At 68.1% G+C, this 23,360-nt stretch carries 23 protein-coding genes; 8 read left to right on the forward strand and 15 right to left on the reverse strand.

The annotated features are described in order from the left end of the window. Positions 1-140: 140 nt before the first annotated feature. Positions 141-2,084: a sigma-54-dependent Fis family transcriptional regulator gene (locus ACYVKR_RS18680; protein ID WP_460482459.1), complete on the forward strand. Its 1,944-nt coding sequence runs from the start codon at positions 141-143 to the stop codon at positions 2,082-2,084. Between the two features lie 259 nt (positions 2,085-2,343). Beyond that, complete coding sequence (locus tag ACYVKR_RS18685; RefSeq protein ID WP_460482460.1) at positions 2,344-3,258, forward strand: tyrosine-protein phosphatase; 915 nt, start codon at positions 2,344-2,346, stop codon at positions 3,256-3,258. A 167-nt stretch (positions 3,259-3,425) separates the two neighbouring features. Here ACYVKR_RS18685 and ACYVKR_RS18690 read toward each other — a convergent pair whose 3' ends face one another. The 9 genes from ACYVKR_RS18690 to ACYVKR_RS18730 form a co-directional block, all read right to left on the reverse strand. Next, entirely contained in the window at positions 3,426-4,220 is a 795-nt protein-coding gene (locus tag ACYVKR_RS18690) for an ABC transporter ATP-binding protein (protein WP_460482461.1), read from the reverse strand. A 17-nt stretch (positions 4,221-4,237) separates the two neighbouring features. Further along, positions 4,238-5,122, reverse strand: coding sequence for an ABC transporter permease (locus tag ACYVKR_RS18695; protein WP_460482462.1), 885 nt, complete (start codon positions 5,120-5,122; stop codon positions 4,238-4,240). Between the two features lie 94 nt (positions 5,123-5,216). After that, positions 5,217-6,185, reverse strand: a complete 969-nt coding sequence (locus tag ACYVKR_RS18700; RefSeq protein ID WP_460482463.1) for an ABC transporter substrate-binding protein — start codon at positions 6,183-6,185, stop codon at positions 5,217-5,219. Between the two features lie 192 nt (positions 6,186-6,377). Continuing rightward, positions 6,378-8,084: an electron transfer flavoprotein-ubiquinone oxidoreductase gene (locus ACYVKR_RS18705; RefSeq protein ID WP_460482464.1), complete on the reverse strand. Its 1,707-nt coding sequence runs from the start codon at positions 8,082-8,084 to the stop codon at positions 6,378-6,380. Between the two features lie 243 nt (positions 8,085-8,327). Further along, positions 8,328-8,819: a dihydrofolate reductase gene (locus tag ACYVKR_RS18710; protein ID WP_460482465.1), complete on the reverse strand. Its 492-nt coding sequence runs from the start codon at positions 8,817-8,819 to the stop codon at positions 8,328-8,330. Further along, positions 8,816-9,895, reverse strand: coding sequence for an acyltransferase family protein (locus tag ACYVKR_RS18715; RefSeq protein ID WP_460482466.1), 1,080 nt, complete (start codon positions 9,893-9,895; stop codon positions 8,816-8,818). The genes ACYVKR_RS18710 and ACYVKR_RS18715 overlap by 4 nt, the downstream gene beginning before the upstream one ends. Before the next feature lie 38 nt (positions 9,896-9,933). Next, positions 9,934-10,752 (reverse strand): thymidylate synthase, encoded by an 819-nt coding sequence (locus ACYVKR_RS18720; RefSeq protein ID WP_460482467.1) that lies wholly within the window; start codon positions 10,750-10,752, stop codon positions 9,934-9,936. Positions 10,753-10,863: 111 nt separating this feature from the next. Next, positions 10,864-12,306 (reverse strand): FAD-binding oxidoreductase, encoded by a 1,443-nt coding sequence (locus ACYVKR_RS18725; protein ID WP_460482468.1) that lies wholly within the window; start codon positions 12,304-12,306, stop codon positions 10,864-10,866. A gap of 14 nt (positions 12,307-12,320) precedes the next feature. Further along, positions 12,321-12,716 (reverse strand): DUF2069 domain-containing protein, encoded by a 396-nt coding sequence (locus tag ACYVKR_RS18730; protein ID WP_460482469.1) that lies wholly within the window; start codon positions 12,714-12,716, stop codon positions 12,321-12,323. A gap of 29 nt (positions 12,717-12,745) precedes the next feature. On the opposite strand from ACYVKR_RS18730, the gene ACYVKR_RS18735 reads away from it, so the two are divergent. Continuing rightward, positions 12,746-14,041: a YihY family inner membrane protein gene (locus tag ACYVKR_RS18735; protein ID WP_460482470.1), complete on the forward strand. Its 1,296-nt coding sequence runs from the start codon at positions 12,746-12,748 to the stop codon at positions 14,039-14,041. Between the two features lie 9 nt (positions 14,042-14,050). Here the strand turns inward: ACYVKR_RS18735 and ACYVKR_RS18740 are convergent, their stop codons facing one another. Genes ACYVKR_RS18740 through ACYVKR_RS18755 form a run of 4 tightly spaced genes read right to left on the reverse strand, consistent with a single transcriptional unit; the run spans position 14,051 to position 17,519 of the window. Then, on the reverse strand, positions 14,051-14,935 hold the full coding sequence (locus ACYVKR_RS18740) for a PoNe immunity protein domain-containing protein (protein ID WP_460482471.1): 885 nt from the start codon (positions 14,933-14,935) through the stop codon (positions 14,051-14,053). Positions 14,936-14,952: 17 nt separating this feature from the next. After that, positions 14,953-15,762 carry an alpha/beta fold hydrolase gene (locus tag ACYVKR_RS18745; RefSeq protein ID WP_460482472.1) on the reverse strand — a complete coding sequence of 270 codons (810 nt, stop codon included), beginning with the start codon at positions 15,760-15,762 and terminating at the stop codon, positions 14,953-14,955. A gap of 30 nt (positions 15,763-15,792) precedes the next feature. After that, positions 15,793-16,215: a GNAT family N-acetyltransferase gene (locus tag ACYVKR_RS18750; RefSeq protein WP_460482473.1), complete on the reverse strand. Its 423-nt coding sequence runs from the start codon at positions 16,213-16,215 to the stop codon at positions 15,793-15,795. Between the two features lie 5 nt (positions 16,216-16,220). After that, positions 16,221-17,519 carry an O-acetylhomoserine aminocarboxypropyltransferase gene (locus ACYVKR_RS18755; protein WP_460482474.1) on the reverse strand — a complete coding sequence of 433 codons (1,299 nt, stop codon included), beginning with the start codon at positions 17,517-17,519 and terminating at the stop codon, positions 16,221-16,223. A 99-nt stretch (positions 17,520-17,618) separates the two neighbouring features. Here ACYVKR_RS18755 and ACYVKR_RS18760 point away from each other — a divergent pair, with 99 nt between their 5' ends. Then, the gene (locus ACYVKR_RS18760) at positions 17,619-18,065 is read left to right on the forward strand and encodes a CBS domain-containing protein (protein ID WP_460482475.1); all 447 of its coding nucleotides are present in this window, start codon (positions 17,619-17,621) and stop codon (positions 18,063-18,065) included. A 59-nt stretch (positions 18,066-18,124) separates the two neighbouring features. On the opposite strand, the gene ACYVKR_RS18765 is transcribed toward ACYVKR_RS18760, so the two are convergent. Together ACYVKR_RS18765 and ACYVKR_RS18770 are read right to left on the reverse strand one after the other, a co-directional pair. Continuing rightward, positions 18,125-18,697 (reverse strand): peroxidase-related enzyme, encoded by a 573-nt coding sequence (locus ACYVKR_RS18765; RefSeq protein WP_460482476.1) that lies wholly within the window; start codon positions 18,695-18,697, stop codon positions 18,125-18,127. A gap of 43 nt (positions 18,698-18,740) precedes the next feature. Further along, complete coding sequence (locus ACYVKR_RS18770; protein ID WP_460482477.1) at positions 18,741-19,550, reverse strand: IclR family transcriptional regulator; 810 nt, start codon at positions 19,548-19,550, stop codon at positions 18,741-18,743. Positions 19,551-19,670: 120 nt separating this feature from the next. Here ACYVKR_RS18770 and ACYVKR_RS18775 point away from each other — a divergent pair, with 120 nt between their 5' ends. From ACYVKR_RS18775 to ACYVKR_RS18790, 4 genes are read left to right on the forward strand one after another with little or no spacing between them, the layout of a single operon-like run. After that, positions 19,671-20,678, forward strand: coding sequence for a Bug family tripartite tricarboxylate transporter substrate binding protein (locus ACYVKR_RS18775; RefSeq protein WP_460482478.1), 1,008 nt, complete (start codon positions 19,671-19,673; stop codon positions 20,676-20,678). A gap of 42 nt (positions 20,679-20,720) precedes the next feature. Further along, positions 20,721-21,407 carry an RraA family protein gene (locus ACYVKR_RS18780; protein ID WP_460482479.1) on the forward strand — a complete coding sequence of 229 codons (687 nt, stop codon included), beginning with the start codon at positions 20,721-20,723 and terminating at the stop codon, positions 21,405-21,407. After that, entirely contained in the window at positions 21,404-22,333 is a 930-nt protein-coding gene (locus tag ACYVKR_RS18785; RefSeq protein WP_460482480.1) for a Rossmann-fold NAD(P)-binding domain-containing protein, read from the forward strand. The genes ACYVKR_RS18780 and ACYVKR_RS18785 overlap by 4 nt, the downstream gene beginning before the upstream one ends. Before the next feature lie 37 nt (positions 22,334-22,370). Next, the gene (locus tag ACYVKR_RS18790; protein WP_460482481.1) at positions 22,371-23,339 is read left to right on the forward strand and encodes a Bug family tripartite tricarboxylate transporter substrate binding protein; all 969 of its coding nucleotides are present in this window, start codon (positions 22,371-22,373) and stop codon (positions 23,337-23,339) included. Positions 23,340-23,360 lie beyond the last annotated feature (21 nt).

A 23,360-nucleotide genomic window follows, 5' to 3' on the forward strand; every position in this document is an offset into this window, starting at 1 on the left:
GGTTTTGCCGTAAGGCCGCTGCAAGCCGCGGGCTTATCATGCGCAGGTATGCAACAACTGTCGCGGCCGCCTGCGGCAGCTGTCGCATCCCATGCAGGTCCGACCTCGGCCGATGAGCGCGAGGCGAATGGAGACAGACAATGCAATGGAACCCCACGAAGCCTTCCGACAGCGCCCCGGCCGCGCCGGTCGACGTCGCGCTGATCGAGCGCTCGCGGCTGCGCTCCTTCGAGCTGCACCGGCTGGACCCCGGGCGCGGCGAGCCGCCGCGCGTGCTGACCACCAACGCCCTCAAGGACCACCGCGAGCCCATGGAGCGCTTCATGCGCATCGCGCGCGGCGGCATGGAGACGCTGTTCGGCCAGATCCGCGATGCGGGCTATGTGGTGCTGCTGACCGACACCCACGGCGTGGCGGTGGACTTCATCGGCAACCCGCTGTTCGACCAGGACTGGCGCCGTGCCGGGCTGTGGCTGGGCAGCTGCTGGACCGAGGAGAAGGAGGGCACCTGCGCGGTGGCGCTGGCCAACCTCGAGCAGCGCGCCATCACCGTGCACCATGCGGAGCATTTCCGTGCGCCCAACCAGCGGCTGACCTGCAGCGCCGTGCCCATCTTCGCGCCCGACGGGCGGCCGCTGGCGGTGCTCGACGCCTCGGCCATGGAATCACCCGACGACCGCCGCAGCCAGCACCTGGTGCTGCAGATGGTGCGCTCGGCCGCGCGCATGGCCGAGGACGCGAACTTCCTGCACGAGTTCGAGCACCACCACGTGCTCAAGCTCGCGCGGCGGCGCGACTTCCTCGAAGTCTCGGCCGACGGCATGCTCGCGCTCGACGAGGCGGGCCGCATCGTCGCCATCAGCCAGTCGCTGCGCGAGCAGGGCGCCTTGGTTGCCGACGTGGGCCGCAGCATCGAGGCCGTCTTTGACCAGCGCTTCGAGCAGGTGGCCGATGCGGCGCAGCACGGCGGCTATCCGCTGGCCATGCGCTACCTGCCGACCGGCACGCAGTGCTTTGCGCTGGTGCGGCCGCCGCGCCGCCGGCCCGCTGCGGCACCAGCGGCACCGCGCCCGGCAGCGCCTGCCGCAGCGCCGGTCGATGTGGATGCGCTGCAGGCGATCGCCGGCCACGATCCGCAGATGCAGACCAACGCGCGCCAGGCGCTGCGCGTGCTCGACAAGGGGCTGGCGATATTGCTGCACGGCGAGTCGGGCTCGGGCAAGGAGGCCTTTGCCAAGGCCATGCACGAGGCCAGCGCGCGCCGGGCCCAGCCCTTCGTGGCGGTCAACTGCGCGGCGATTCCCGAGACGCTGATCGAGAGCGAGCTGTTCGGCTACCGCGAGGGCGCCTTCACCGGCGCGCGGGCCAAGGGCGCGCGCGGCAAGATCGCGCAGGCGCATGGCGGCACGCTATTCCTCGACGAGATCGGCGACATGCCGCAAGCCATGCAGACGCGGCTGCTGCGCGTGCTGGCCGAGCGCGAGGTCACGCCGCTGGGCTCGGAGCAGCCCATCGCCGTCGACGTGCAGCTGATCTGCGCCACGCACCGCGACCTGCGCGAGATGGTGGCGCAGGGCCAGTTCCGGCTCGACCTGTACTACCGCCTCAACAGCGTGACGCTGGCGCTGCCGGCGCTGCGCGAGCGGGCCGACAAGGCGCAGCTGATCGACCGCCTGCTGCAAGAGGACGGCCAGCAGCTCTACGGCCGCGCCGTGGCCATCACCGAGGCGGCCCGCGGCCTGCTGCTGGGCTACGGCTGGCCGGGCAATATCCGCCAGCTCAAGAACGTGCTGCGCACGGCGATGGCGCTGAGCGGCGGCGAGGCCGTGGGCCCCGAGCACCTGCCGGCAGAACTGCAGGGCGGCCAGCCCGCCGTGCTGCCGCCCGAGCGCATGCTGTCGTTCGGCGGGGTGGAGCCCGAGGCGGCGGAAGCGCCGGGCGAGCGCGCCGCGCTGCTGCAGGCGCTGAAGGCCAGCCGCTGGAACGTGACCGAGGCCGCGCGCAGCCTGGGCATGTCCCGCGCCACGGTGTACCGCCACATGCAGAAATGGCAGATCCAGAGCCCCAACCGCCAGGGGCATTGAGTTTTTCGCACTTCTGTTTTGATAGCTGCTTGCGCTCATGATTGCTTGGCTCTAGGAAAAAAAGCACCTGAAGACAAGCAATGGCAAGCGCCAGCAGCTATCAAAAACACCAAACCCCATACCTTCATCCACCCCGCCTAGGCCGTTCAGACTAAGGTGTAGAGCCGGTTTGGAAAGTGAATCGTCCCTGATAGCCTGCGCCCTGCCAAAGATCCACGAGGGGTGGATGGATGGCATAGATCCACACAAGGAGACAGGCATGAAGGGTTTGACAGGGACGACCGCAGCGGTGGCCGGCAGCGGCATGGACAGGCGCCACCTGCTGCGCCTGGGGCTGCTGGGGCTGGTGTCCACCGGTGCCGGCGGGCTGCTGGCGGCCTGCGGCGGCGGTGACGGCGGCGGCATCGAGCCGAAGGCGGCGACGCCGCGGCTGGCGTCCATCAACAACTTCCGCGACGTGGCCGGCGCCGATGACGCCTCGGTCTACCGCAATGCGGTCGGCCAGCCGCTGCGGCGCGGCGTGTTCTACCGCTCCAACGCCGTGCTGCCGAGCGCGGCCGACGCAGCGACGCTGGCTGGCCTGGGCATCACCACCGCCTACGACCTGCGCACCACGAACGAGGTGGCCAAGGACCCGGACCGCCTGCCGGAGGGAATCCGCTATGTGCACGTGAACATCTTCGGCACGGCCGACCCGGTGTTCTCGCCCTTCCGTACGCCCAAGGAGGCCGAGGCCGCGATGGAGGAGATGGGCCGCGTGATGGTGCGCGACGCCGGCATGCGCGGGCGCGTGGGCCAGTTGCTGCGCAGCATGGCCACCACCGGCGATGCGCAGCTGTTCCACTGCACCGCCGGTAAGGACCGCACGGGCTGGGTGACGGCGCTGCTGCACACCATCGCCGGCGTGCCGCGCGAGACCACCATCAAGGACTACCTGCTCACCAACACCTACACCGAGGCCTGGATGCAGGCCACCTACCAGCAGATGCTGGCGCACAACGGCAAGGCCGCAGCCGACATGTACTGGCCGCTGCTGGGCGTGCAGCGCAGCTACCTGGAGGCGGAATTCGCCGAGGCGGAGCGCGGCTTCGGCTCGATGGACAACTACCTGAGCGAGGGGCTGGGCCTGGGCGCGGACGAGATCGCGCAGCTGCGCGGCAAGCTGCTGGGCTGAAGTAGCTGCTATCGTTGGAGGAGCTGCCAGCGCTTGCCATATCTGATTTTCAGATATGAAACCATCAAATATATAGAACTGCCAAGCGCTGGCAGCTATCAAAAAGAAAGTCCGCCACTGGCGGACTTTCTGTTGGGGGAGGGCCGCAGGCGCCCCTGGCGCCGGGCTCAGCCCAGCAGCAGCGCGTCGTCGGAGAGCTTTTCGCCGCGCACCTTCTCGAACATCTGCAACAGGTCGGGCACGTCCATCTTCGCGCGCTCCTCGCCGCTCACGTCCAGCACCACCTGGCCCTGGTGCAGCATCACGGTGCGCGTGCCCACGTCCAGCGCCTGGCGCATGCTGTGGGTGACCATCATCGTGGTGAGCTTGCCTTCCTCGACGATGCGCGCGGTGAGCTGCAGCACGAAGTCGGCGGTGCGCGGGTCGAGCGCGGCGGTGTGCTCGTCCAGCAACAGGATGCGCGAGGGCTGCAGCGCGGCCATCAGCAGGCTCACCGCCTGGCGCTGGCCGCCCGAGAGCAGGCCGATGCGGTCGGTCAGGCGGTTCTCCAGGCCCAGGCCCAGCGTGGCCAGGCGGTCGCGGTACAGGTCGCGGTTGGCGGCCTTCACGGCCTTCGAGAGGCCGCGGAAGTTGCCGCGCTCGTGCGCCAGCGCCATGTTCTCCTCGATGGACAGGTCCTCGCAGGTGCCGGCCATCGGGTCCTGGAACACGCGGGCCACGCGCGAGGAGCGCTCCCACACGGGCTTGCGGGTCATGTCCTCGCCGTCGATGACGATGGAGCCGGTGTCCACCAGCAGGTCGCCCGAGATGGCGTTCAAAAAGGTGGACTTGCCGGCGCCGTTGGAGCCGATGACGGTGACGAACTGGCCGGCGGGAATCTCCAGCGTGGCGCCGCGCAGGGCGCGGGTCTCGATGGGCGTGCCGGGGTTGAAGGTGATCTTGAGGTCTTTTGCGCTCAGCATGTTGTTGTCTCCGGGCATCACAGCTTCTTGGCCAGCTTGCGCTTGAGTTGCGGGATGACCAGGGCCACGGTCACCAGCACGGCGGTCACCAGGTTCAGGTCCTGGGCCTTGAGGCCGATGAAGTCGCTGTTCAGCGCCAGCGCGATGAAGAAGCGGTAGACGATGGCGCCCAGGATCACGGCCAGCGTGGCCATCACCAGGCGGCGCGACGGCAGGATGGCCTCGCCCACGATCACCGCGGCCAGGCCGATCACGATGGTGCCGATGCCCATGGAGATGTCGGAGCCGCCCTGGGTCTGCGCGAAGAGGGCGCCGGCCAGCGCCACCAGCGCGTTCGAGACCGCCATGCCCAGCAGGATCATGCCGCCGGTGTTCACGCCCTGGGCGCGCGCCATGCGGGCGTTGGTGCCGGTGGCGCGGATGGCCAGGCCCCGTTCGGTCAGGAAGAACCAGTCCATCGCCAGCTTGGCGGCGATCACGATCACCAGCAGCAGCAGGGGGCGGAACACGTAGTCTTCCATCGAGGCCGGCTGCAGTTGGTTGAACAGCGTGGGGTCGTTGATCAGCGGGATGTTGGGGCCGCCCATGATGCGCAGGTTCACCGAGTACAGCGCGATCATCATCAGGATGCTGGCCAGCAGGTCCATGATCTTGAGCTTGACGTTGAGCCAGCCGGTGATGAAACCCGCCACCGCGCCGGCGAGGCCGGCGGCGATGGTAGCCACGAGGGGGCTGTAGCCGCCTGCGATCATCACGGCGCAGACCGCGCCGCCGAGAGGAAAGCTGCCATCCACCGTGAGGTCGGGAAAGCGCAGCAGCCTGAAGGAGATATAGACGCCCAGGGCGACCAGGGCAAAGATCAGGCCGATCTCGATGGCGCCCAGAAAGGAAAACAGAGTCATGGTCGTTGCGAACAAAAGAGCCCCGCTTCTGGCGGGGCTGTGATGTCAATAGCCGGCTTGCACGGATGGTGCAAGCGCCGGCTGCTCATGATTTTTACTGGACGACCTTGGTGGCCGACTTGATCAGTTCGTCGGACAGCTTCACGCCCTGCTTCTCGGCGGCGCCGGGGTTCACGAAGAGTTCCACCTTGGTCGAGACTTCGGGCTTGATGTCGCCGGGCTTCTCACCCTTCAGGATGCGGGCCACCATGCGGCCGGTCTGCTCGCCCAGGTCGCGGTAGTTGATGCCCAGCGCGGCCACGGCGCCGCGGCCGACCGAGTCGGTGTCCGAGGCCACCAGCGGCAGCTTGGATTCCTGGCCCACCTTGACCAGCGATTCGTAGGCCGACACCACGTTGTTGTCGGTGTTGGTGTAGATCACGTCGGCCTTGCCGACCAGGCTGCGCGCGGCGCTGCTCACGTCCACCGAGCGGGGCGCGGCGGCTTCGACCAGGGTCATGCCCATCTTGGGCAGCAGGGCCTTCAGCTCCTTCACCACCACGGTGGAGTTGGCTTCGCCGGGGTTGTAGACCATGCCCACGCGCTTGGCGTTCGGCACCACCTTCTTCAGCAGCTCCATCTGCTTGTCGAGGGCCAGCAGGTCGGACACGCCGGTCACGTTGGTCTTGGAGGGCTCCCAGCTCGGCACCAGCTTGGCGACGACCGGGTCGGTCACGGCGGAGAACACCACCGGCACGCTCTTGCTGGCAGCCACCACGGCCTGGGCCGAGGGGGTGGCGATGGCAACGATCACGTCGGGCTTGTCGCCGACGAACTTGCGTGCGATCTGCGCGGCCGTGCCGGTGTTGCCCTGGGCGCTCTGGTACTGCCACTTCAGGTTCTTGTCGGCTTCGAAGCCCTCGGCCTTCAGCGCGGCCTGCACGCCGTCGCGCACGGCATCCAGCGCGGGGTGCTCGACGATGGCGGTCACGGCCACCGATTTCTGATCCGCCGCTTGCGCGGGGGCGATGGCGGCGATTGCCAGTGCGAGCGCGCCCAAGGGTGCCCAGGCCAGTTGCTTCATATGCGTATCTCCACGGAACGTGAAAGTTGAACGGACGTGCGGGTTTGGACCTCGCACAAAAGTGGCAGCAGTCTACACCCGGTAACGCGCGCAAGATACATTAAGCGCATATCGGAATCCCTAGTTGCGACGCGCTTTGCGGGGCCAAAAAAAACGGCCACCTTGGGGTGGCCGTTGCGGGTTTGAAAGACTTTACATGCCCGAGTAGTTCGGGCCGCCGCCGCCTTCGGGCGTAACCCAGACGATGTTCTGCGTCGGGTCCTTGATGTCGCAGGTCTTGCAGTGCACGCAGTTCTGCGCGTTGATCTGCAGGCGCTGGGCGTGGCCGCCCTGGGTCTCGTCGGGCACGAACTCGTACACGCCGGCCGGGCAGAAGCGGGCCTCGGGGCCGGCGTACTTGGCCAGGTTGATGTTGACCGGCACCGAGGCGTCCTTCAGCGTCAGGTGCGAGGGCTGGTTCTCGGCGTGGTTGGTGTTGCTGATGAACACGCTGGAGAGGCGGTCGAAGGTCAGCTTGCCGTCCGGCTTCGGGTACTCGATGGGCTTGCACTCGGCCGCGGGCTTGAGGTAGGCGTGGTCGGGCTTGTCGCGGTGCAGCGTCCAGGGGATGTTGCCCTTGAGCACGAACTGCTCGATGCCGTTCATCACCGTGGCGGTGACCAAGCCCTTCTTGAACCAGGCCTTGAAGTTGCGGCTCTTGTTCAGCTCTTCGTACAGCCAGCTCTTCTCGAAGGCCGCGGGGTAGGCGGTCAGCTCGTCGTGCTGGCGGCCGGCCACGATGGCATCGTAGGCGGCCTCGGCGGCCAGCATGCCGGTCTTGATCGCGGCGTGGCTGCCCTTGATGCGGCTCACGTTCAGGTAGCCGGCGTCGCAGCCCACCAGCGCGCCGCCGGGGAAGATGGTCTTGGGCAGCGACAGCAGGCCGCCGGCGGTGATGGCGCGCGCGCCGTACGACAGGCGCTTGGCGGGCTTGATGCCCTTGGACTCGTCGCCCTCGAGGTAGTAGCGGATGTTGGGATGGGTCTTCCAGCGCTGCATCTCCTCGAACGGCGAGAGATACGGGTTGCTGTAGTCCAGGCCGGTGATGAAGCCCAGCGTGACCAGGTTGTCATCGAGGTGGTAGAGGAAGGCGCCGCCGTAGGTGTGGTTGTCCATGGGCCAGCCGGCGGTGTGCATCACGAAGCCGGGCTGGTGGCGCTTGGGGTCGATCTCCCACAGCTCCTTGACGCCGATGCCGTAGGTCTGCGGGTCCTTGCCGGCGTCGAGCTTGAAGCGGGCGATCAGCTGCTTGCCCAGGTGGCCGCGCGCGCCTTCGGCGAAGACGGTGTACTTGGCATGCAGCTCCATGCCGAGCTGGAAGTCGCCGGTGGGCTCGCCTTCCTTGCTGATGCCCATGTTGCCGGTGGCCACGCCCTTGACGGAGCCGTCGTCGTTGTACAGCACCTCGGCGGCCGCGAAGCCGGGGAAGATCTCCACGCCCAGCGCCTCGGCCTGGTCGGCCAGCCACTTGGTGACATGGCCCAGGCGCACGATGTAGTTGCCGTGGTTCTGGAAGCACGCCGGCAGCAGGAAGTTGGGCGTGCGCAGGCCCGACTTTTCGCTCAGGAAGACCATGGCGTCATCGGTGACGGCCTGGGTCAGCGGCGCGCCTTTTTCCTTCCAGTCGGGGATCAGCTCGGTCAGCGCGCGCGGGTCCATGATGGCGCCCGAGAGAATGTGGGCGCCGGGCTCGGAGCCTTTTTCGAGCACGACGACGGAAACGTCCGTTCCCTTCTTGGCCGCGAGCTGCTTGAGGCGGATGGCCGTGGCCAGGCCGCCGGGCCCGCCACCGACGATCACAACGTCGTATTCCATCGCTTCGCGGGGGCCGAACTGGGCCAGTATCTCTTCTTGGTTCATCGGGGCTCCGGGGAGAAAAATAATCTTGTGGGCTCGCGTGGCGCGGCTTCTGCCTGTAACAGGCACATCCAGTCGATTTTAGGGCGATGCTGCACTGCGGGAGTTAGTAGAAACCTGGGGTTATTACCAATCAAACACCGGTTTGTTTCGCATCGCCCCGCTGCAGATCACACTGGCATATGCCGATATGCTATGAAAATTGAATGTCACCAATCAATTGTTAGGTGATGGTTAGACTTGGCATCAGGCGGTCCGGCGCCGGTATTCGACAAAGCTGAACGGCAATCCGTTACCACTGGTGTGGCGCTCGCGGCTGAGCTCGGTCCAGGCGGCGTCCAGCCCCGGCGCGAAGGCGTCGCCGTCGAAGTCCTGCTCGATCTCGGTGACGACGACCACGCCGGCCAGCGGCAGCGCCTGCGCATACAGCTCGGCGCCACCGATCACCCAGGTGGGCCGGCCGCTGGCCTCGGCGGCGGCCAGGGCCTGCTCCAGCGAATGGGCGACCTGCGCACCCTCGGCCTGCCAGCCGGTCTGGCGGGTCACCACGATGTTGGTGCGGCCCGGCAGCGGGCGAAAGCGCGGCGGCAGCGAGTCCCAGGTCTTGCGGCCCATGACGACGGCCGCACCCGCGGTGCGCTGCTTGAAGTGGGCCATGTCCTCGGGCAGGTGCCAGGGCATGGTGTTGTCCTTGCCGATGACGCCGTTGCGGGCGCGCGCGTAGATGAGATGGATCATGGTCGGGGAGCCAGCCAGCGGCTGATCTGGTTGCGGCAGAGCAGGTAGAGCGGGTGCTCCACCCAGTGGTAGTAGAGGGCGGACGCGAGCACCACCAGGGCCAGCGCCAGCAGCGTCATCGGGCCTCGCAGCTGCAGCGCTGCGGGCAGCGCGGCCCACAGCAGCGCCAGGCACCAATATACGAGCATGTGCAGCAGGTAGATCGCGAACGAGTAGTCGCCCAGCCGGGCCAGCGCGAGCAGCACGCGGCTGCGCGGCTCGGCCAGCGCCAGCGCCATGCCGACCAGGGCGGTGGCGGCCGTGCCGATCAGCAGCGCCCGCTCGGGCCAGTGGAAGAAGCCGGACAACCCCGGCTCGTAGACGACGAAACGCTGCGCGTACACCACCGCGCAGGCGCCCAGCGCCACGGCGGCGGTGGCCCACAGGCCCCAGCGCTGCCGCGGGCGGACCTGCACGAAGCGGTAGAGGAAGTAGCCGAGCAGGAACTCGGCCACCAGCGGCGAGGCGTAGAGCATCAGCAACCAGCCGGCCTGCTCGAACATCTCGGGCGCAAAGCGCTGCTGCGCATGGTGGTAGCCGATGCTCAGCACCAGCGCGGCGAACAGCAGCCCCAGCACGCGATCGCGCCAGGCCGGGGGGAGCAGCAGGCTGGCGGCGATGAGGGCGTAGAAGTACAGCTCGAACACCAGCGTCCAGATCACCGGGCTGATGTGGTGGGTGAAATTGGTGGGGTAGAGCAGGGCCGACGCGAGCAGGCCCACGTTGGGCGGCAGGCGGTGCGCCGCGCCGAGCACCGCCACGAACAGCAGCAGCGCGGGCCACCAGCCGGTGTAGATGCGCGAGAACCGGACCAGCCCGAAGCGCAGCGCCGCCCGCCAGCCATGCGGCATGCCCGCGGTGGAGCGGGCCATGATGACGCCGCTGATGACGAAGAAGATGTCCACGCCGGCATAGCCGCCGGCCGCGACCTGCTGCAGCAGTGGCGGTAGTTGCGCGAAGAACGGAAGGCCCTGCACATGCAGCAGCGCCACCCACATCGCCGCGGCAAAGCGCAGTATCTGTATGTGCTGGAGCATGCGGCCGCGGGGCTAGGCCGGCAGGAGAAGGGTGCCGCTCACACCGCCACCGGCGCCTTGATCGCCAGGTGGTGCTGGTAGTCCACGACCTCGAAGTCCTCGTACTCGTAGTCGAAGATCGACGCCGGGCGGCGCTTGATCTGCAGCTGGGGCAGTGGCAGCGGCTCGCGGGCGAGCTGGGTCTCGACCTGCTCGAAGTGGTTGTTGTAGATGTGGCAGTCGCCGCCGGTCCAGATGAAGTCGCCCACCTCCAGGTCGCACTGCTGCGCCAGCATGTGGGTCAGCAGCGCGTAGCTGGCGATGTTGAACGGCACGCCGAGGAAGATGTCGGCGCTGCGCTGGTAGAGCTGGCAGCTGAGCCTGCCGTCGGCCACGTAGAACTGGAAGAAGGCGTGGCAGGGCATCAGCGCCATCTCGCTCAGCTCGGCCACGTTCCAGGCGCTGACGATGATGCGGCGGCTGTCGGGGTTGGCCTTGAGCTGCTTGACCACCTCGGCGATCTGGTCGATGTGCGTGCCGTCGGCCTTGGGCCAGCTGCGCCACTGCACGCCGTAGACCGGGCCGAGGTCGCCATCGGCGCGCGCCCATTCGTCCCAGATGGTGCAGCCGCGCTCCTGCAGCCATTTCACATTGCTGTCGCCGCGCAGGAACCACAGCAGCTCCAGGATGATGGACTTGAGGTGCACCTTCTTGGTGGTGACCAGCGGAAAGCCCTGGCGCAGGTCGAAGCGCATCTGGTAGCCGAACACGCTCTTGGTGCCGGTGCCGGTGCGGTCGGTCTTGGCCACGCCATGGGTGTAGACGTGCCGCATGAAGTCTTCGTAGGTGGACGGAGCGGGGCGGGGAGCGGTGGTCATGCGGGTATTCTCAAAAAAGTGAGCTGCTGGCGCTTGATGAGCAACGATTCTGGATGGTTTTTATACGTAAATCATTGCACAGCAAGTGCTAGCAGCTATGGTTTTATCGGCTCAGGCAGCGGGCGCGGCGCGTCGCAGCATGCACTGCGGGTTCAGGATGCCCTGCGGGTCCAGCGCCTGCTTGATGGCGTGCATCATAGCCAGCGCCACGGGCGACTGGTATTGCGGCAGGGTTTCTGCCTTGAGCGCGCCGATGCCGTGCTCGGCCGAGATCGAGCCGCCGAACTCGGCCACCGCGTCGTAGACCAGGTGGTTGACCTGGTACTCGCGCTCGCGCAGGAAGGTGGGGCCATCGGCGCCCTCGGGCGCCTGCACGTTGAAGTGCAGGTTGCCGTCGCCCAGGTGGCCGAAGTTCACCAGGCGCATGCCAGGGATCTCTTGGGCCAGCAGTGCCTCGGCGTGCTCGACGAAGGCCGGGATGCGCGAGATCGGCACCGAGATGTCGTGCTTGATGTTCAGCCCTTCCTCGGCCTGGGCCAGCGGCACGCTCTCACGGATGTGCCACAGGTTGTGTGCCTGCGAGAGGTTCTCGGCCACCACGGCGTCCATCACGCAGCCCTGCTCGAAGGCCGCTTCCATCAGCGCCTCGAAGCGTGCGCGGGCATGCTCCTCGGATTCGCTGTCCGAGTTCTCCAGCACCACGGCGTAGGGGTAGTCCTCGTTATCGATGAAGGGCACGCGCAGCTGCGGCATGTGCTTGTGCACCAGGGTCAGCGCAAAGCGGTTCATCACCTCGAAGCCGGTCAGGCCCGCGCCCAGGTAGCGGTGCGCCTGGCCCAGCAGCTCGACGGCCGCTTCCATCGACGGCACGGCCGCCCAGGCGGTGAGCTGGCTCGCGGGCAGCGGGTAGAGCTTCATCGTCGCCGCGGTGATGATCCCGAGCGTGCCTTCGCTGCCTATCATCAGGTTGCGCAGGTCGTAGCCGGTGTTGTCCTTGCGCAGGCCCTTGAGGCCGTTCCAGACCTCGCCCTGCGCGTTGACCACCTCCAGCCCCAGGCACAGCTCGCGCGTGTTGCCGTAGCGCACCACCTGGGTGCCGCCGGCGTTCGTGCCCAGGTTGCCGCCGATGGTGCAACTGCCCTCGGCCGCCAGCGACAGCGGGAACAGGTAGCCCTCGCGCTCGGCGGCCTCCTGCAGCGTCTGCAATATGCAGCCGGCCTCGACGGTAAAGGTCAGGTTGTCTTTGTCGAAGGCGCGGATGGCGTTCATGCGGGTGAGGCTCAGCAGCACCTGGGTGCCCGTGCCGTCGGGGATGGAGCCGACGACCAGGCCGGTGTTGCCGCCCTGCGGCACGATGGCCGTGCGGTGCGCGGCGCAGGCCTTGACCACGGCGGCCACCTGCTCGGTGCTGGCGGGGCGCACCACGGCCAGCGCACGGCCGCGCTCGCGGCGGCGCCAGTCCTGTTCGTAGGCGGTGAGGTCGCCCTCGGTCAATACATGGGCATCGCCCACGATCTGGCGCAGCGCGGCCAGCAGGTTCAGCTTGTCAGTCATTGCAGTTCTCGGTATCAGGGGCGGGCAGCCTTGGCGGCGCGCAGGCGCCAGCGCACATGCAGCGTGCAGGCCACGAACAGCAGCAGGCACAGCGCGATCTCGGCCAGGGCCAGCCAGCGGCTGGGAGCGGGGTCGCTCCAGGCGCGCACCACGCCTTCGGTAAAGTACAGCCAGACCAATAGGCTCAGCCAGCGAAAGGTATACATGCGGCGCTTGAGCAGCCCGGCCAGCGGCAGGGCCAGCGGCAGGGCCTTGAGGGCCAGCCACGAGCCGCCCGGGCGCAGCGGCGCCAGCCACAGCTCCCAGGCCAGGCACAGCAGCAGCAGCGCGCCCAGGGCGCCTACGGCCAGCCATTGGGTGCCCAGTGCCTGGGCGCTGGGCTGAACAACAGTTACAGAATTCGTCCGCATGAGGCTGGCATCATAGCGGTCCTATGACTATGGATAAGGAACGAGCGCCGGCCGTGCCGCTATCGGATCGCGCTGCCCAGGTGCTGGAGCGGCTGGCGAGCTTTCCCTGGGGCACCACGGCCAATACGCTGCGCGTGCGCTTCCGCGAGGACCGCCTGGGGCTGACCGCCAGCAGCCTGACCTTCACCACGCTGCTGGCGCTGGTGCCCTTCGTGACGGTGGCGCTGGCGCTGTTCACCGCCTTCCCGATCTTTTCGCAGGTGGAGGGCGTGCTGCAGCGCTGGCTGGTCAGCAGCCTGATCCCGGCCACCATCGCCAACCAGGTGCTCGACTACGTGACCCAGTTCGCCAGCAAGGCCAGCCGCCTGGGCCTGGCCGGCCTGAGCGCGCTGCTGGTGACGGCGCTGGCGCTGATCCTGACCATCGACCGCACGCTGAACACCATCTGGCGCGTGCCGCGACTGCGCCCGCTGGGCCAGCGCGTGCTGATCTACTGGGCCGCGATCACGCTGGGCCCGGTGGTGCTGGGCCTGAGCCTGGCGCTCACCTCGTCGGCCGTGGCGGCGTCGCGCAGCGTGTTCGGCTCCATGCCCTTTTTGCTGCGGCTGCTGTTCGACTCGATCGAGTTCGTGCTGATGGCGGCGGGCATGAGCGCCATGTACCGCTACGTGCCCAACACCCACGTGCCCTGGCGCCATGCGCTGGCCGGCGGCGTGTTCGTGGCGCTGGGCATCGAGCTGGCCAAGAAGGTGCTGGGGCTGTACCTGGCGAGCGTGCCGGTGTACTCGATGATCTACGGCACCTTCGCCACGCTGCCCATCCTGCTTGTGTGGATCTACGTGGCCTGGGTCATCGTGCTGCTGGGCGCGGTGGTGGCCGCCTACCTGCCCAGCCTGCTGGCGGGCGTGCACCGCCTGCCCACGGCGCAGAGCTGGGATTTCCAGCTCGCACTGGAGTCGCTGCAGGCGCTGGGCCAGGTGCGCTTTCTGCCCGAAAAGGGCCTGCGCCTGCACGAGCTGGCCACGCGCCTGGGCGTGGAGGAGGGGCAGCTGCGCCGGCCGCTCGAGGTGCTGACCCTGCTCGACTGGGTGGGCGCCGTGGCCGATGTGCAGGACAAGGCCACCATGCCGGTGGACAACGAGCTGCGCTACGTGCTGCTGATCGACCCGGCCGCGACGCGGGCGCAGCCGCTGTTCGAGGTGCTGCTGCTGGAGCACAACGCCGCCACCGACGCACTGTGGTGGCACTGCGGACTGGACCAGCTCATGCTGATCGACGTGCTGCAAAAGCGCGAACTGGTGGAGGCGGCGGCGCAGCCGGCCTGACCACCGTCTTCACGCCGCCGGCGCCGCGCGGGCAAAGTCCACCAGATCGGCCGGATAGTGGGGACTGGCGCGCAGGGCCGCGTCGTCCCAGCCATACAGCACCGAGAGCGCGGCCACTTCCAGCGCCCAGTAATAGGTGCCCATCCAGGGGCCGCCTTTCTTTTGCCGCTGGGGCGGGAGCCGGTGGAAGTCGGTGTACTGCGCCTGCAGGTAGGGCACCAGCGGATCGGGCAGGGCCACATCGAGCTGCTCGAAGAACGGCAGCAGCGCGCCATAGGGGCGCCGGTGGAACAGGGTTTCGTTGACCGAGTGCAGCTCGATCGCGCCGGCGCTCAGGTAGTCGAGCAGCCGGTCGGTGTCGAACTCGAGCACCTGCTCGACGATGGCTGGCACTTCGTCCTGGGCCGCCAGCAGCGAAGCCAGGGCCAGCAGGATGACGGCAAAGGGGTAGTCGCTGCCGCGCGTGGCCAGGACGGGCGCCACGCCATAGGGTTCGCCGTACGGCTCGCCGGTTTCCGCCGCCATGCTGGCGCGCGCATGGCCGGCCACGGCGGCGGCGTCCTGCCACAGCGCCACGGTTTCGAGGTAGATGGGGCGCAGCACATCGCCGGGCAGGCCCAGGTCGATGCCGTAGATGAGCAGGCGGCAGGCCTGCCGGCCAGCCTCCTGCCACTGCCAGAGGTTCTCCAGCGCGGCATGGGCCTGCAGTTGGGCCGGCGCTTGGTAGCCCGGGCTGGCCGCAAAGCGGCCGAGCGCCGCCAGCGCCTGTTTCCAGTCCGCCCGCTTGTCCGCGAGGGCCAGCCTGCGCCGCGGCGCGAGGCTGCTCAGGGCGATGGTGCGCCAGGCGGCGCAGGCGGTGGCCAATTGGCCGCGGTGCAGGAAAGCGGAATCCATGCGGGGAGCCTGGCGGCTCATCGGGCGAGGAAATCGCGGATGGCGAACAGCGTTTCGTCCGGCGATTCGCTCATCTGGTTGTGGCCGTGGGGAATCGTCTGCACCGCCACCGCCTGGCCCGCTGCCTGGGCGGCGGCGATCAGGCCCTTGGCGGCCTTGGGCGGCGTCATCTGGTCCTGCTCGCCCAGCACGAAGAGCACCGGGCAGGCCAGCGCGGCCATCGCCGCCTCGCCGCCCAGGTAGCTGTCGCAGGCCACGAAGCCGGCATGCAGCAGGTTGGTGCGGGCATTGCTGGCCAGCACGCGCCGTCCCAGCGCCGTGCCGGCGCCGAACACCCAGCTGCCCGCGCCGCCCGGCGGCGACAGCGTGGCGCGCGAGAAGGTCTGCACCATGGCGATGGCCTGGTCGGGCGCGCTCTGTGCCAGGTCGAGCAGCGCGGGCGAGACCTTCATCGGCGCGGCCGTGCCCACCAGCACCAGGTGGCTGATGCGTTCCTTCAGGCGGGCCGCGGCCTCCATGGCGATCAGGCTGCCCCAGCTGTGGCCGATCAGCGCGGCTTGCCGTACGCCGGCAGCGTTCATCAAATCGCCGATGAAGGCGGCCGCCGCCTCGACAGACTGCGGCGCCTCGCCGCCGCTCCTGCAGTGGCCGGGCAGGTCCAGGGCCAACACGTTCCAGCCGTGGTTGGCGAGGTAGCGGCTTTGCAGCGCCCAGACGCTGTGGTCGCAGAGCACGCCATGGATGAAGATGGCCGTGGGCTTGGCGGCGTCGAAGGGCTTGCCGCCGGTGTAGGCGTAGATCTGTGCGTCTTGAACTTGTAGGTGCATGTCGGTCTCCGAATTCAGGCGGGGCGTCGCTCAGTGGTCCGCAATCAGCCGTTTGCCCATCGAGACGGTCCGGTCGTCGGCGTAGCCCAGGCTGGCGTAGAAGGCGATCACCGCCTCGTTGCCGGCGCGGATCTGCAGGTTGAGCTTGGGGCAGCCGCGTGCGGCGAGCAGTTGCTCGGCCCGCTCCATCAGGCGGCGCGCGTGGCCCTGGCGCTGCTGCGCCGGGTGCACGGCCAGGTAGTTGATCCAGCCGCGGTGACCGTCGTAGCCAACCATGATGGAGGCCATAACGGCGCCGGCCTCGTCGGTGCCCACCAGGAACAGCTCGGGATGGACCTGCAGCTTGCGCGCTATGTCCTTGTAGGGATCGTTCCAGGGCCGCGTCAGGCCGCAGGCCTGCCACAGCTGTACCGTGGCCTCGGTATCGGCCGGGGCAAAGGGGCGGATCAGCATGGCGGTCAGGCAGCCTTTTCCGCGGCCTTGAGCGCGCGCTTGAGGTCCTCGATCAGGTCATCGGCGTCTTCGAGGCCAATCGACAGGCGGATCGTGCCCTGGCCGATGCCAGCCTGGGCCAGCGCCTCGTCGCTCATGCGGAAGTGCGTGGTGCTGGCCGGGTGGATGACCAGCGAGCGGCAGTCGCCCACGTTGGCGAGGTGGCTGAAGAGCTTGAGCGTCTCGATGAACTTCTTGCCCTGGTTGCGGTTGCCGGCGATGTCGAAGCTGAACACCGAGCCCGCGCCACGCGGCAGCAGCTTCTGGGCCAGTGCATGCGAGGGGTGCGACTCCAGCATCGGGTGGCCCACGCGGCTGACCAGCGGGTGGCTGGCCAGGAACTGCACCACCTTCTCGGTGTTGCGCATGTGCTGCTGCATGCGCAGCGGCAAAGTCTCTATGCCCTGCAGGATCAGCCAGGCCGTGTGTGGGCTCATGCAGGCGCCGAAGTCGCGCAGGCCTTCGCGGCGCGCGCGCAGCAAAAAGGCGCCCACCGTGCTTTCCTCGCTGAACACCATGTTGTGGAAGCCGTCGTAGGGCGCGGTCAGCTCGGGGAAGCGGCCGCTCTTTTCCCAGTCGAAGCTGCCGCCATCCACCACCAGGCCGCCGATCACCGTGCCGTGGCCCGACAGGAACTTGGTGGCCGAGTGGTAGACCATGTCCGCACCATGCTCGAAGGGCTTGATCAGCCAGGGCGAGGTGAGGGTGGAGTCCACCAGCAGCGGCACGCCCGCCTCGTGGGCTATGGAAGAGACGGTGGGAATGTCCAGCACATCCAGGCCCGGGTTGCCCACGGTCTCGCCAAAGAAGAGCTTGGTGTTGGGGCGCACCGCGGCGCGCCAGCCGTCGATGTCGCCGGGCTGCACGAAGGTGGTGTCGATGCCGAAGCGGCGCAGCGTGTAGTGCAGCAGGTTCTGGCTACCGCCGTACAGCGCCGTGCTGGCCACGATGTGGCTGCCCGCGCCCATCAGCGTGGCGATGGACAGGTGCAGCGCGGCCTGGCCGCTGGCCACAGCGATGGCGCCCACGCCGCCTTCCAGGGCCGACACGCGCTGCTCCAGCACGGCATTGGTCGGGTTGCTCAGCCGGCTGTAGACATGGCCGGGCCGCTCCAGGTTGAACAGGCTGGCCGCGTGGTCGCTGGACTCGAAGACGAACGAGGTGGTCAGGTGGATGGGAGTGGCGCGCGCACCGGTGGCGGGGTCGGGCTGGGCACCGGCGTGCAGGCTCAGCGTATCGAAGCCGGGGTCGGAAAATCCGGGCATGCAAAGTCTCCTGATTCGTGTGGACTGCGGATGATTGTCGGCTATATTTGTGGCTTATCAGGCCTGCGGCCGTATCTGGGTCAATTGGGAGATAACGCCATGAAAGTCAGCGACATCCTGCGCGTCAAGGGCAACACCTTGTACACCGTGAACGTGGACGAGCCACTGAGTACCGCCATCGAAACCATGGCCGACAAGGACATCGGTTCGCTGGTCGTGATGGACCATGGCGAACTGGTGGGCATGCTGACGTTCCGCGAGGTCATCGTCACCATCGTCAAGAGCGGCGGCGACGCCGGCGCGCAGCAGGTGCGCAGCGCCATGGACGATGCGCCGCTCACCTGCACCACAGAGACCGAGCTCGACGAGGTGCGCCGCATGATGCTGGACCGCCACGCGCGCTACATGCCGGTGATGGACAAGAAGATGCTGATGGGCGTGATCAGCTTCTACGACGTGGCCAAGGCCGTGGTGGACAGCCAGAACTTCGAGAACAAGATGCTCAAGGCCTACATCCGCGACTGGCCGGCGGGCGACGACGAATAGGCGCGCGGCACGCGCGAAAAAACCAAGGGTGGCTGAGCCACCCTTTTTTCATGCCTGTTTCATTTCTGTCGCGGCAGCCGGCCCATCAGGAAGAACTCGGTGTTGGGCTGCATGCCGGCAAAGCTGGCCATGCGGTTCGACAGGCCGAAGAACGCGGTGATCGCCGCGATGTCCCAGATGTCCTCGTCGTCGAAGCCGTGCGCATGCAGCGCGTCGAAATCGGCATCGGCCATTTCCTGCGAGCGGGTGCAGACCTTCATCGCAAAGTCGAGCATCGCGTGCTGGCGCGGCGTGATGTCGGCCTTGCGCCAGTTCACCGCCAGCTGGTCGGCCAGCAGCGGCTGCTTCTCGTAGATGCGCACCAGCGCGCCGTGCGCCACCACGCAGTACAGGCACTGGTTGTGCGCGCTGGTGGCGGTGACGATCATCTCGCGCTCGCCCTTGGTCAGCGAGCCTTCCTCCTTCAGCATCAGCGCATCGTGGTAGGCGAAGAAGGCGCGCCACTCGGCCGGCCGCCGTGCAAAGGCCAGGAAGACGTTGGGGATGAAGCCGGCCTTCTCCTGCACTTCGAGAATGCGCTGCTGGATGTCGGGCGGCAGGGTGTTGAGATCGGGCAGGGGGTAGCGGCTCACGGCTTGTCTCCAGGGTTGCTGCGATAGGTAGGGCACCACGGTATCACGGATGCCAGCGGCTGGGCGGTAGCGCGGTGGGCGCGGCGCTGGCGTTGCCGGCCAGCGCGTACGAGAGCTGGCGGGCCGCGTTCATCACCAGCGGCGCCAGCTTCTCGAGCGTGGCGGGGGGCAGGCGCGACTCGGGGCCCGAGATGCAGACCGAGCCCAGCAGCCGCTGGTTCATGCCGAAGACCGGCGCCGACACGGTGGCCACGCCGGTTTCGCGCTCGCCGATCGACCACTGGTAGCCCTGCTTGCGGATCTGCTCGTAGACCCGGCCCGGCGCGCCCGAGAACGCCAGGATCACGCGGCCCGGCGAACCCTGGTCCAGCGGCAGGCCCTCGCCCATGCGCGCGTGGTGGCGCAGCGCCTGCGGCCCCTCGACGCGCACCAGGCAGGTGCGCACATTGCCCTCGCGCACATAGAAGGCCGCGCTTTCGCCGCTGCTCTGCGTGAGCGCGCGCAGCGCCGGCTCCAGCACGTTCTGCACGTCGAAACCCGCCTGGTAGCGCGCCCCTAGCCAGCCCGCCGATGGCCCCAGCCGCCAGTCGCCGTCGTCGCGCTGCACCAGGTAGCCCGATTGCGCCAGCGTGCGCGCCAGCCGCAGCACCGTGGTCTTGTGCAGGCCGCAGCGGCGGCTGAGTTCGGCCAGCGGCAATTGCGACTCGCCCAGTGCAAAGGCATCGAGCACCTGCAGCGCGCGCGTCACCGCGATGACGCCGCCATCGTTGCCCGCGGGCGCGGAGGGCGCTGCCGGGGAGCCGGAAGGCGCGGTACGGCGCGGTCTGGAAGCATGGTGTTCAGGGTTTTCCATGGCTGTTTTGTTTCGTTCTGTGCAACGTCATTGTATGGATTGAAACGTTTTTCCACAATCGCCTCCATGCCAGGCCCGGATGCCCGGCAAGTTTGCTGAACACACAAGGAGACCCCCAGCATGCGTTTCTTCCCCGCTTCCCGCAGCCGCGCCGCCACCTGCATGGCCATCGCCGGCGCCGGCCTGCTCGCCCTGGCGCTGCCGGCCGGCACGGCCTTCGCCCAGTCCGACTATCCCGCCAAGCCGATCCGGCTGATCGTGCCGTTTCCGCCCGGCGGCGGCACCGACATGATCGCGCGCACCGTGGCCCAGAAGGTGGCCGAGCAGAACCAGTGGAGCGTGGTGGTGGACAACCGCCCCGGCGCCGGCGGCAACCTGGGCGTGGACGCGGCGGCCAAGGCGCAGCCCGACGGCTACACGCTGGTGATGGGGCAGACCAGCAACCTGGCGATCAACCCCACGCTGTACGCCAAGCTGCCCTACAAGCCGCTGAAGGACCTGGCGCCGGTGGCCTTGGTGTCGTCGTCGCCCATCGTGATGGTGGCGCAGGTCACCTCGCCCTTCAAGAGCTATGCCGACGTGGTGGCCGCGGCCAAGAAGGCACCCGAGTCGCTGACGCTGGGCTTTTCCGGCAACGGCACCGTGGCCCACCTTGCGGGCGAGCTGGCCGAGAACGCCGCCGGCATCCAGCTGCGGCACGTGCCCTACAAGGGCGCGGCCCAGGCGATGACCGACGTGATGAGCGGCCAGGTCGACCTGTACATGTCGTCCATCCCCACGCTGCTTGGCCATGTGCGCAGCGGCAAGCTGCGGCCCATCGCGGTCACTTCCAAGACCCGCTCGTCGCAACTGCCCGACACGCCGACGCTGGCCGAGGCCGGCTACAAGGACTTCGACGCGATCTCCTGGTTCGGCATCCTCGCGCCCGCCGGCACGCCGGCCGCCATCGTGAACAAGCTCAACCAGGCCATCAACCAGGCGCTGAAGCAGCCCGACGTGGCCGAGCGCCTGCGCTCCGAAGGCGGCGACGTGCTGGGCGGCAGCCCCGAGCAGTTCAGCCAGCTGCTCAAGACCGAGATCCCGCGCTGGGGCGAGATCGTCAAGCGCTCGGGCGCCAGCCTGGACTGAGGCCGGCCACTCTCTTTTTCTCTTCTCCTTTGACGCACCACCATGACCCAACTCCCCGAAATCATCCGCAACATCGAGCGCGTAGGCGCCGATGTCGTCCAGCAGGCCGCCAGCTTCCAGGCCGCCATCCTCGCCGACGTGGCGGGCCGCCGCGGCACCATGAACGCCCGCGTGGCGCCGGTGCACGAGCGCATGCAGCTTGCCGGCCCGGCCTTCACCGTCGAGGTGCGCCCTGGCGACAACCTCATGATCCACGCCGCCATCGCGCTGGCCCAGCCCGGCGACATCCTGGTGATCGACGGCAAGGGCGACCAGACCGCGGCCCTGATGGGCACGCTGATGCTCAGCGCCTGCAAGAAGATAGGCCTGGGCGGCGTGATTGTCGACGGTGCGATCCGCGACAAGCTCGAGCTGCTGGAGCTGGGCTTTCCGGTGTTCAGCGCCGGCTACAACCCGGCGGGCCCGACCAAGTTCGTGCCCGGGCGCATCAACCACCCGATCAGCTGCGGCGGCGCCACGGTGAACCCCGGCGACCTGGTGGTGGGCGATGCCGACGGCGTGGTGGTGATCGAGCGTGCCAAGGCGCCGGCCATGCTGGCACTGGCGGTGAAGAAAGTGGCCGACGAGGCGGCACGCATCGATGCGATCACCCGGGGCGACACGGCCTCGAAGTGGCTGCCGGCCGCATTGCGCGCCGCCGGCGTGCTGAAGGAAGGAGAGACCCTGTGAGCCGCGGCAACATCCTCATCACCGCCGCCGACCTGGCGCCCCAGGCGCTGGCGCTGCTGGCCGACTACCGCATCGTCTATGCCGGCAAGACGCCCAGCGAGGACGATATCGTCGCGCTGTGCCGCGAGCACGACCCGGCCGCCATCATCGTGCGCTACAGCAAGGTCGGCGCGGCCGCCATGGACGCCGCGCCTTCGCTGAGGGTCATCTCCAAGCACGGCAGCGGCACCGACACCATCGACAAGGTGGCGGCCAAGCAGCGCGGCATCGAGGTGGTGGCCGCCGTAGGCGCCAACGCCGCCGCGGTGGCCGAGCAGGCCCTGGCGCTGCTGCTGGCCTGCGCCAAGTCGGTGCCGCAGCTCGACGAGCGCATGCATGCCGGCCATTGGGACAAGGCCACGCACAAGAGCCTGGAGCTGGGCGGGCGCACCATCGGCCTGGTGGGCCTGGGCGCGATCGGCCTACGCTTTGCGAAGATGGCCGATGCGCTGGGCATGCGCGTGCTCGGCTTCGATCCTTTTGCCAAGAACCTGCCGGACTTCGTGCAGCCCGCCGATCTGGAAACCCTCTGGCGCGAGAGCGATGCGATCTCTTTGCATTGCCCGCTGACGGATGACAATCGCGGCTTGCTGAACGCCGACACGCTGGCGCGCTGCAAGCGCGGCGTGATCGTGGTCAACACCGCGCGCGGCGGCCTGATCGACGAAGCCGCGCTGCTGGCTGCGGTGCAGGGCGGCCAGGTGCGCATGGCTGGGCTGGACAGCTTTGCCATCGAGCCCATGGTGGCCGGCCACCCGTTCCAGCACCAGCCGGGCTTCATCCTCAGCCCGCACATCGGTGGCGTGACCAGCGACGCCTATGTGAACATGGGCCTGGGCGCCGCGCGCAATGCGCTGGCGGTGCTGAACAGCGCGGCCACGGCCTGACTTCTTCCCGTTTCGACTTTAGAGGAGAGAACACGTCATGAACCGTCGCAATTTCAACGTGCTTGCCGCTGCGCTGGCGGCTGGGTTCGGTGCGCTTCCCGCCGCCGCATCGAGCTGGCCGAGCAAGCCGATCACGCTGGTGGTGCCCTACGCGCCGGGCGGAACGGCCGATGCCCTGGCCCGGGTGCTTGCCCAGCATCTGGGAACCAGACTCAAAGTGTCCGTCGTCGTGCTGAACAAGGCGGGCGCCAGCGGCGTCATTGGCGCGGCATCGGTCGCGCAGGCCCCGGCGGATGGCTATACGGTGCTGTACGACGCGACGCCGCTGTCCATCAACCCGCATCTGCAGAAGCTGCCTTTCGATGCCGACAAAGACCTGCAGCCGGTGACGCTGGTGGGCGTGACGCCCATGCTGGTGGTGGTTCCCAAGAGCTCGCCCTACAACACGCTGCAGGAACTCATCGCGGCGGCTGCCAAGGAGCCCGGCAAGCTGACCTTCGGCTCGGGCGGCCAGGGCACCGTGCAGTACATGGGGGCCGAGCTGTTCAACCAGGGCGTCGGCATCAAGATGCTGCATGTGCCGTATCGCGCCGGCGGATTGGCGCTGCAGGCGATTCTTGCGGGTGAAGTGGACATGGGCTTCTTCAACCTGCCGGCGCTGAGCAGCCACATCAAGGGCGGGGCGCTCAAGCCCCTGGCCATCACGTCGGCCAAGCGCAACCCCTTGTTCCCCAACGTCCCCACCATCGGCGAAGCCGGCGTGAAGGGCTACGAGGTCTATGAGTGGAACGGCATGTTCGTGCCCAGCGCCACGCCGGCCGAGATCGTGGCCCGGCTCAACGCTGCCGTGCGGGAGGTGCTGGCCATGCCCGAGGTCAAGGCCCGCTTCGATGCGCTGGGCTCGGAGATCGTGGGCTCGCAGCCGGATGAGTTCCGCAGGCGCCTGGCGGCGGAATCCGCACGGTGGGCAGAGACCATCAAGGCCGCAGGCATCAAGAAGGAGTAGGCGGGCGGCGCGGGCCCGGCG

The sequence above is a fragment of the Comamonas humi genome (assembly GCF_054782535.1).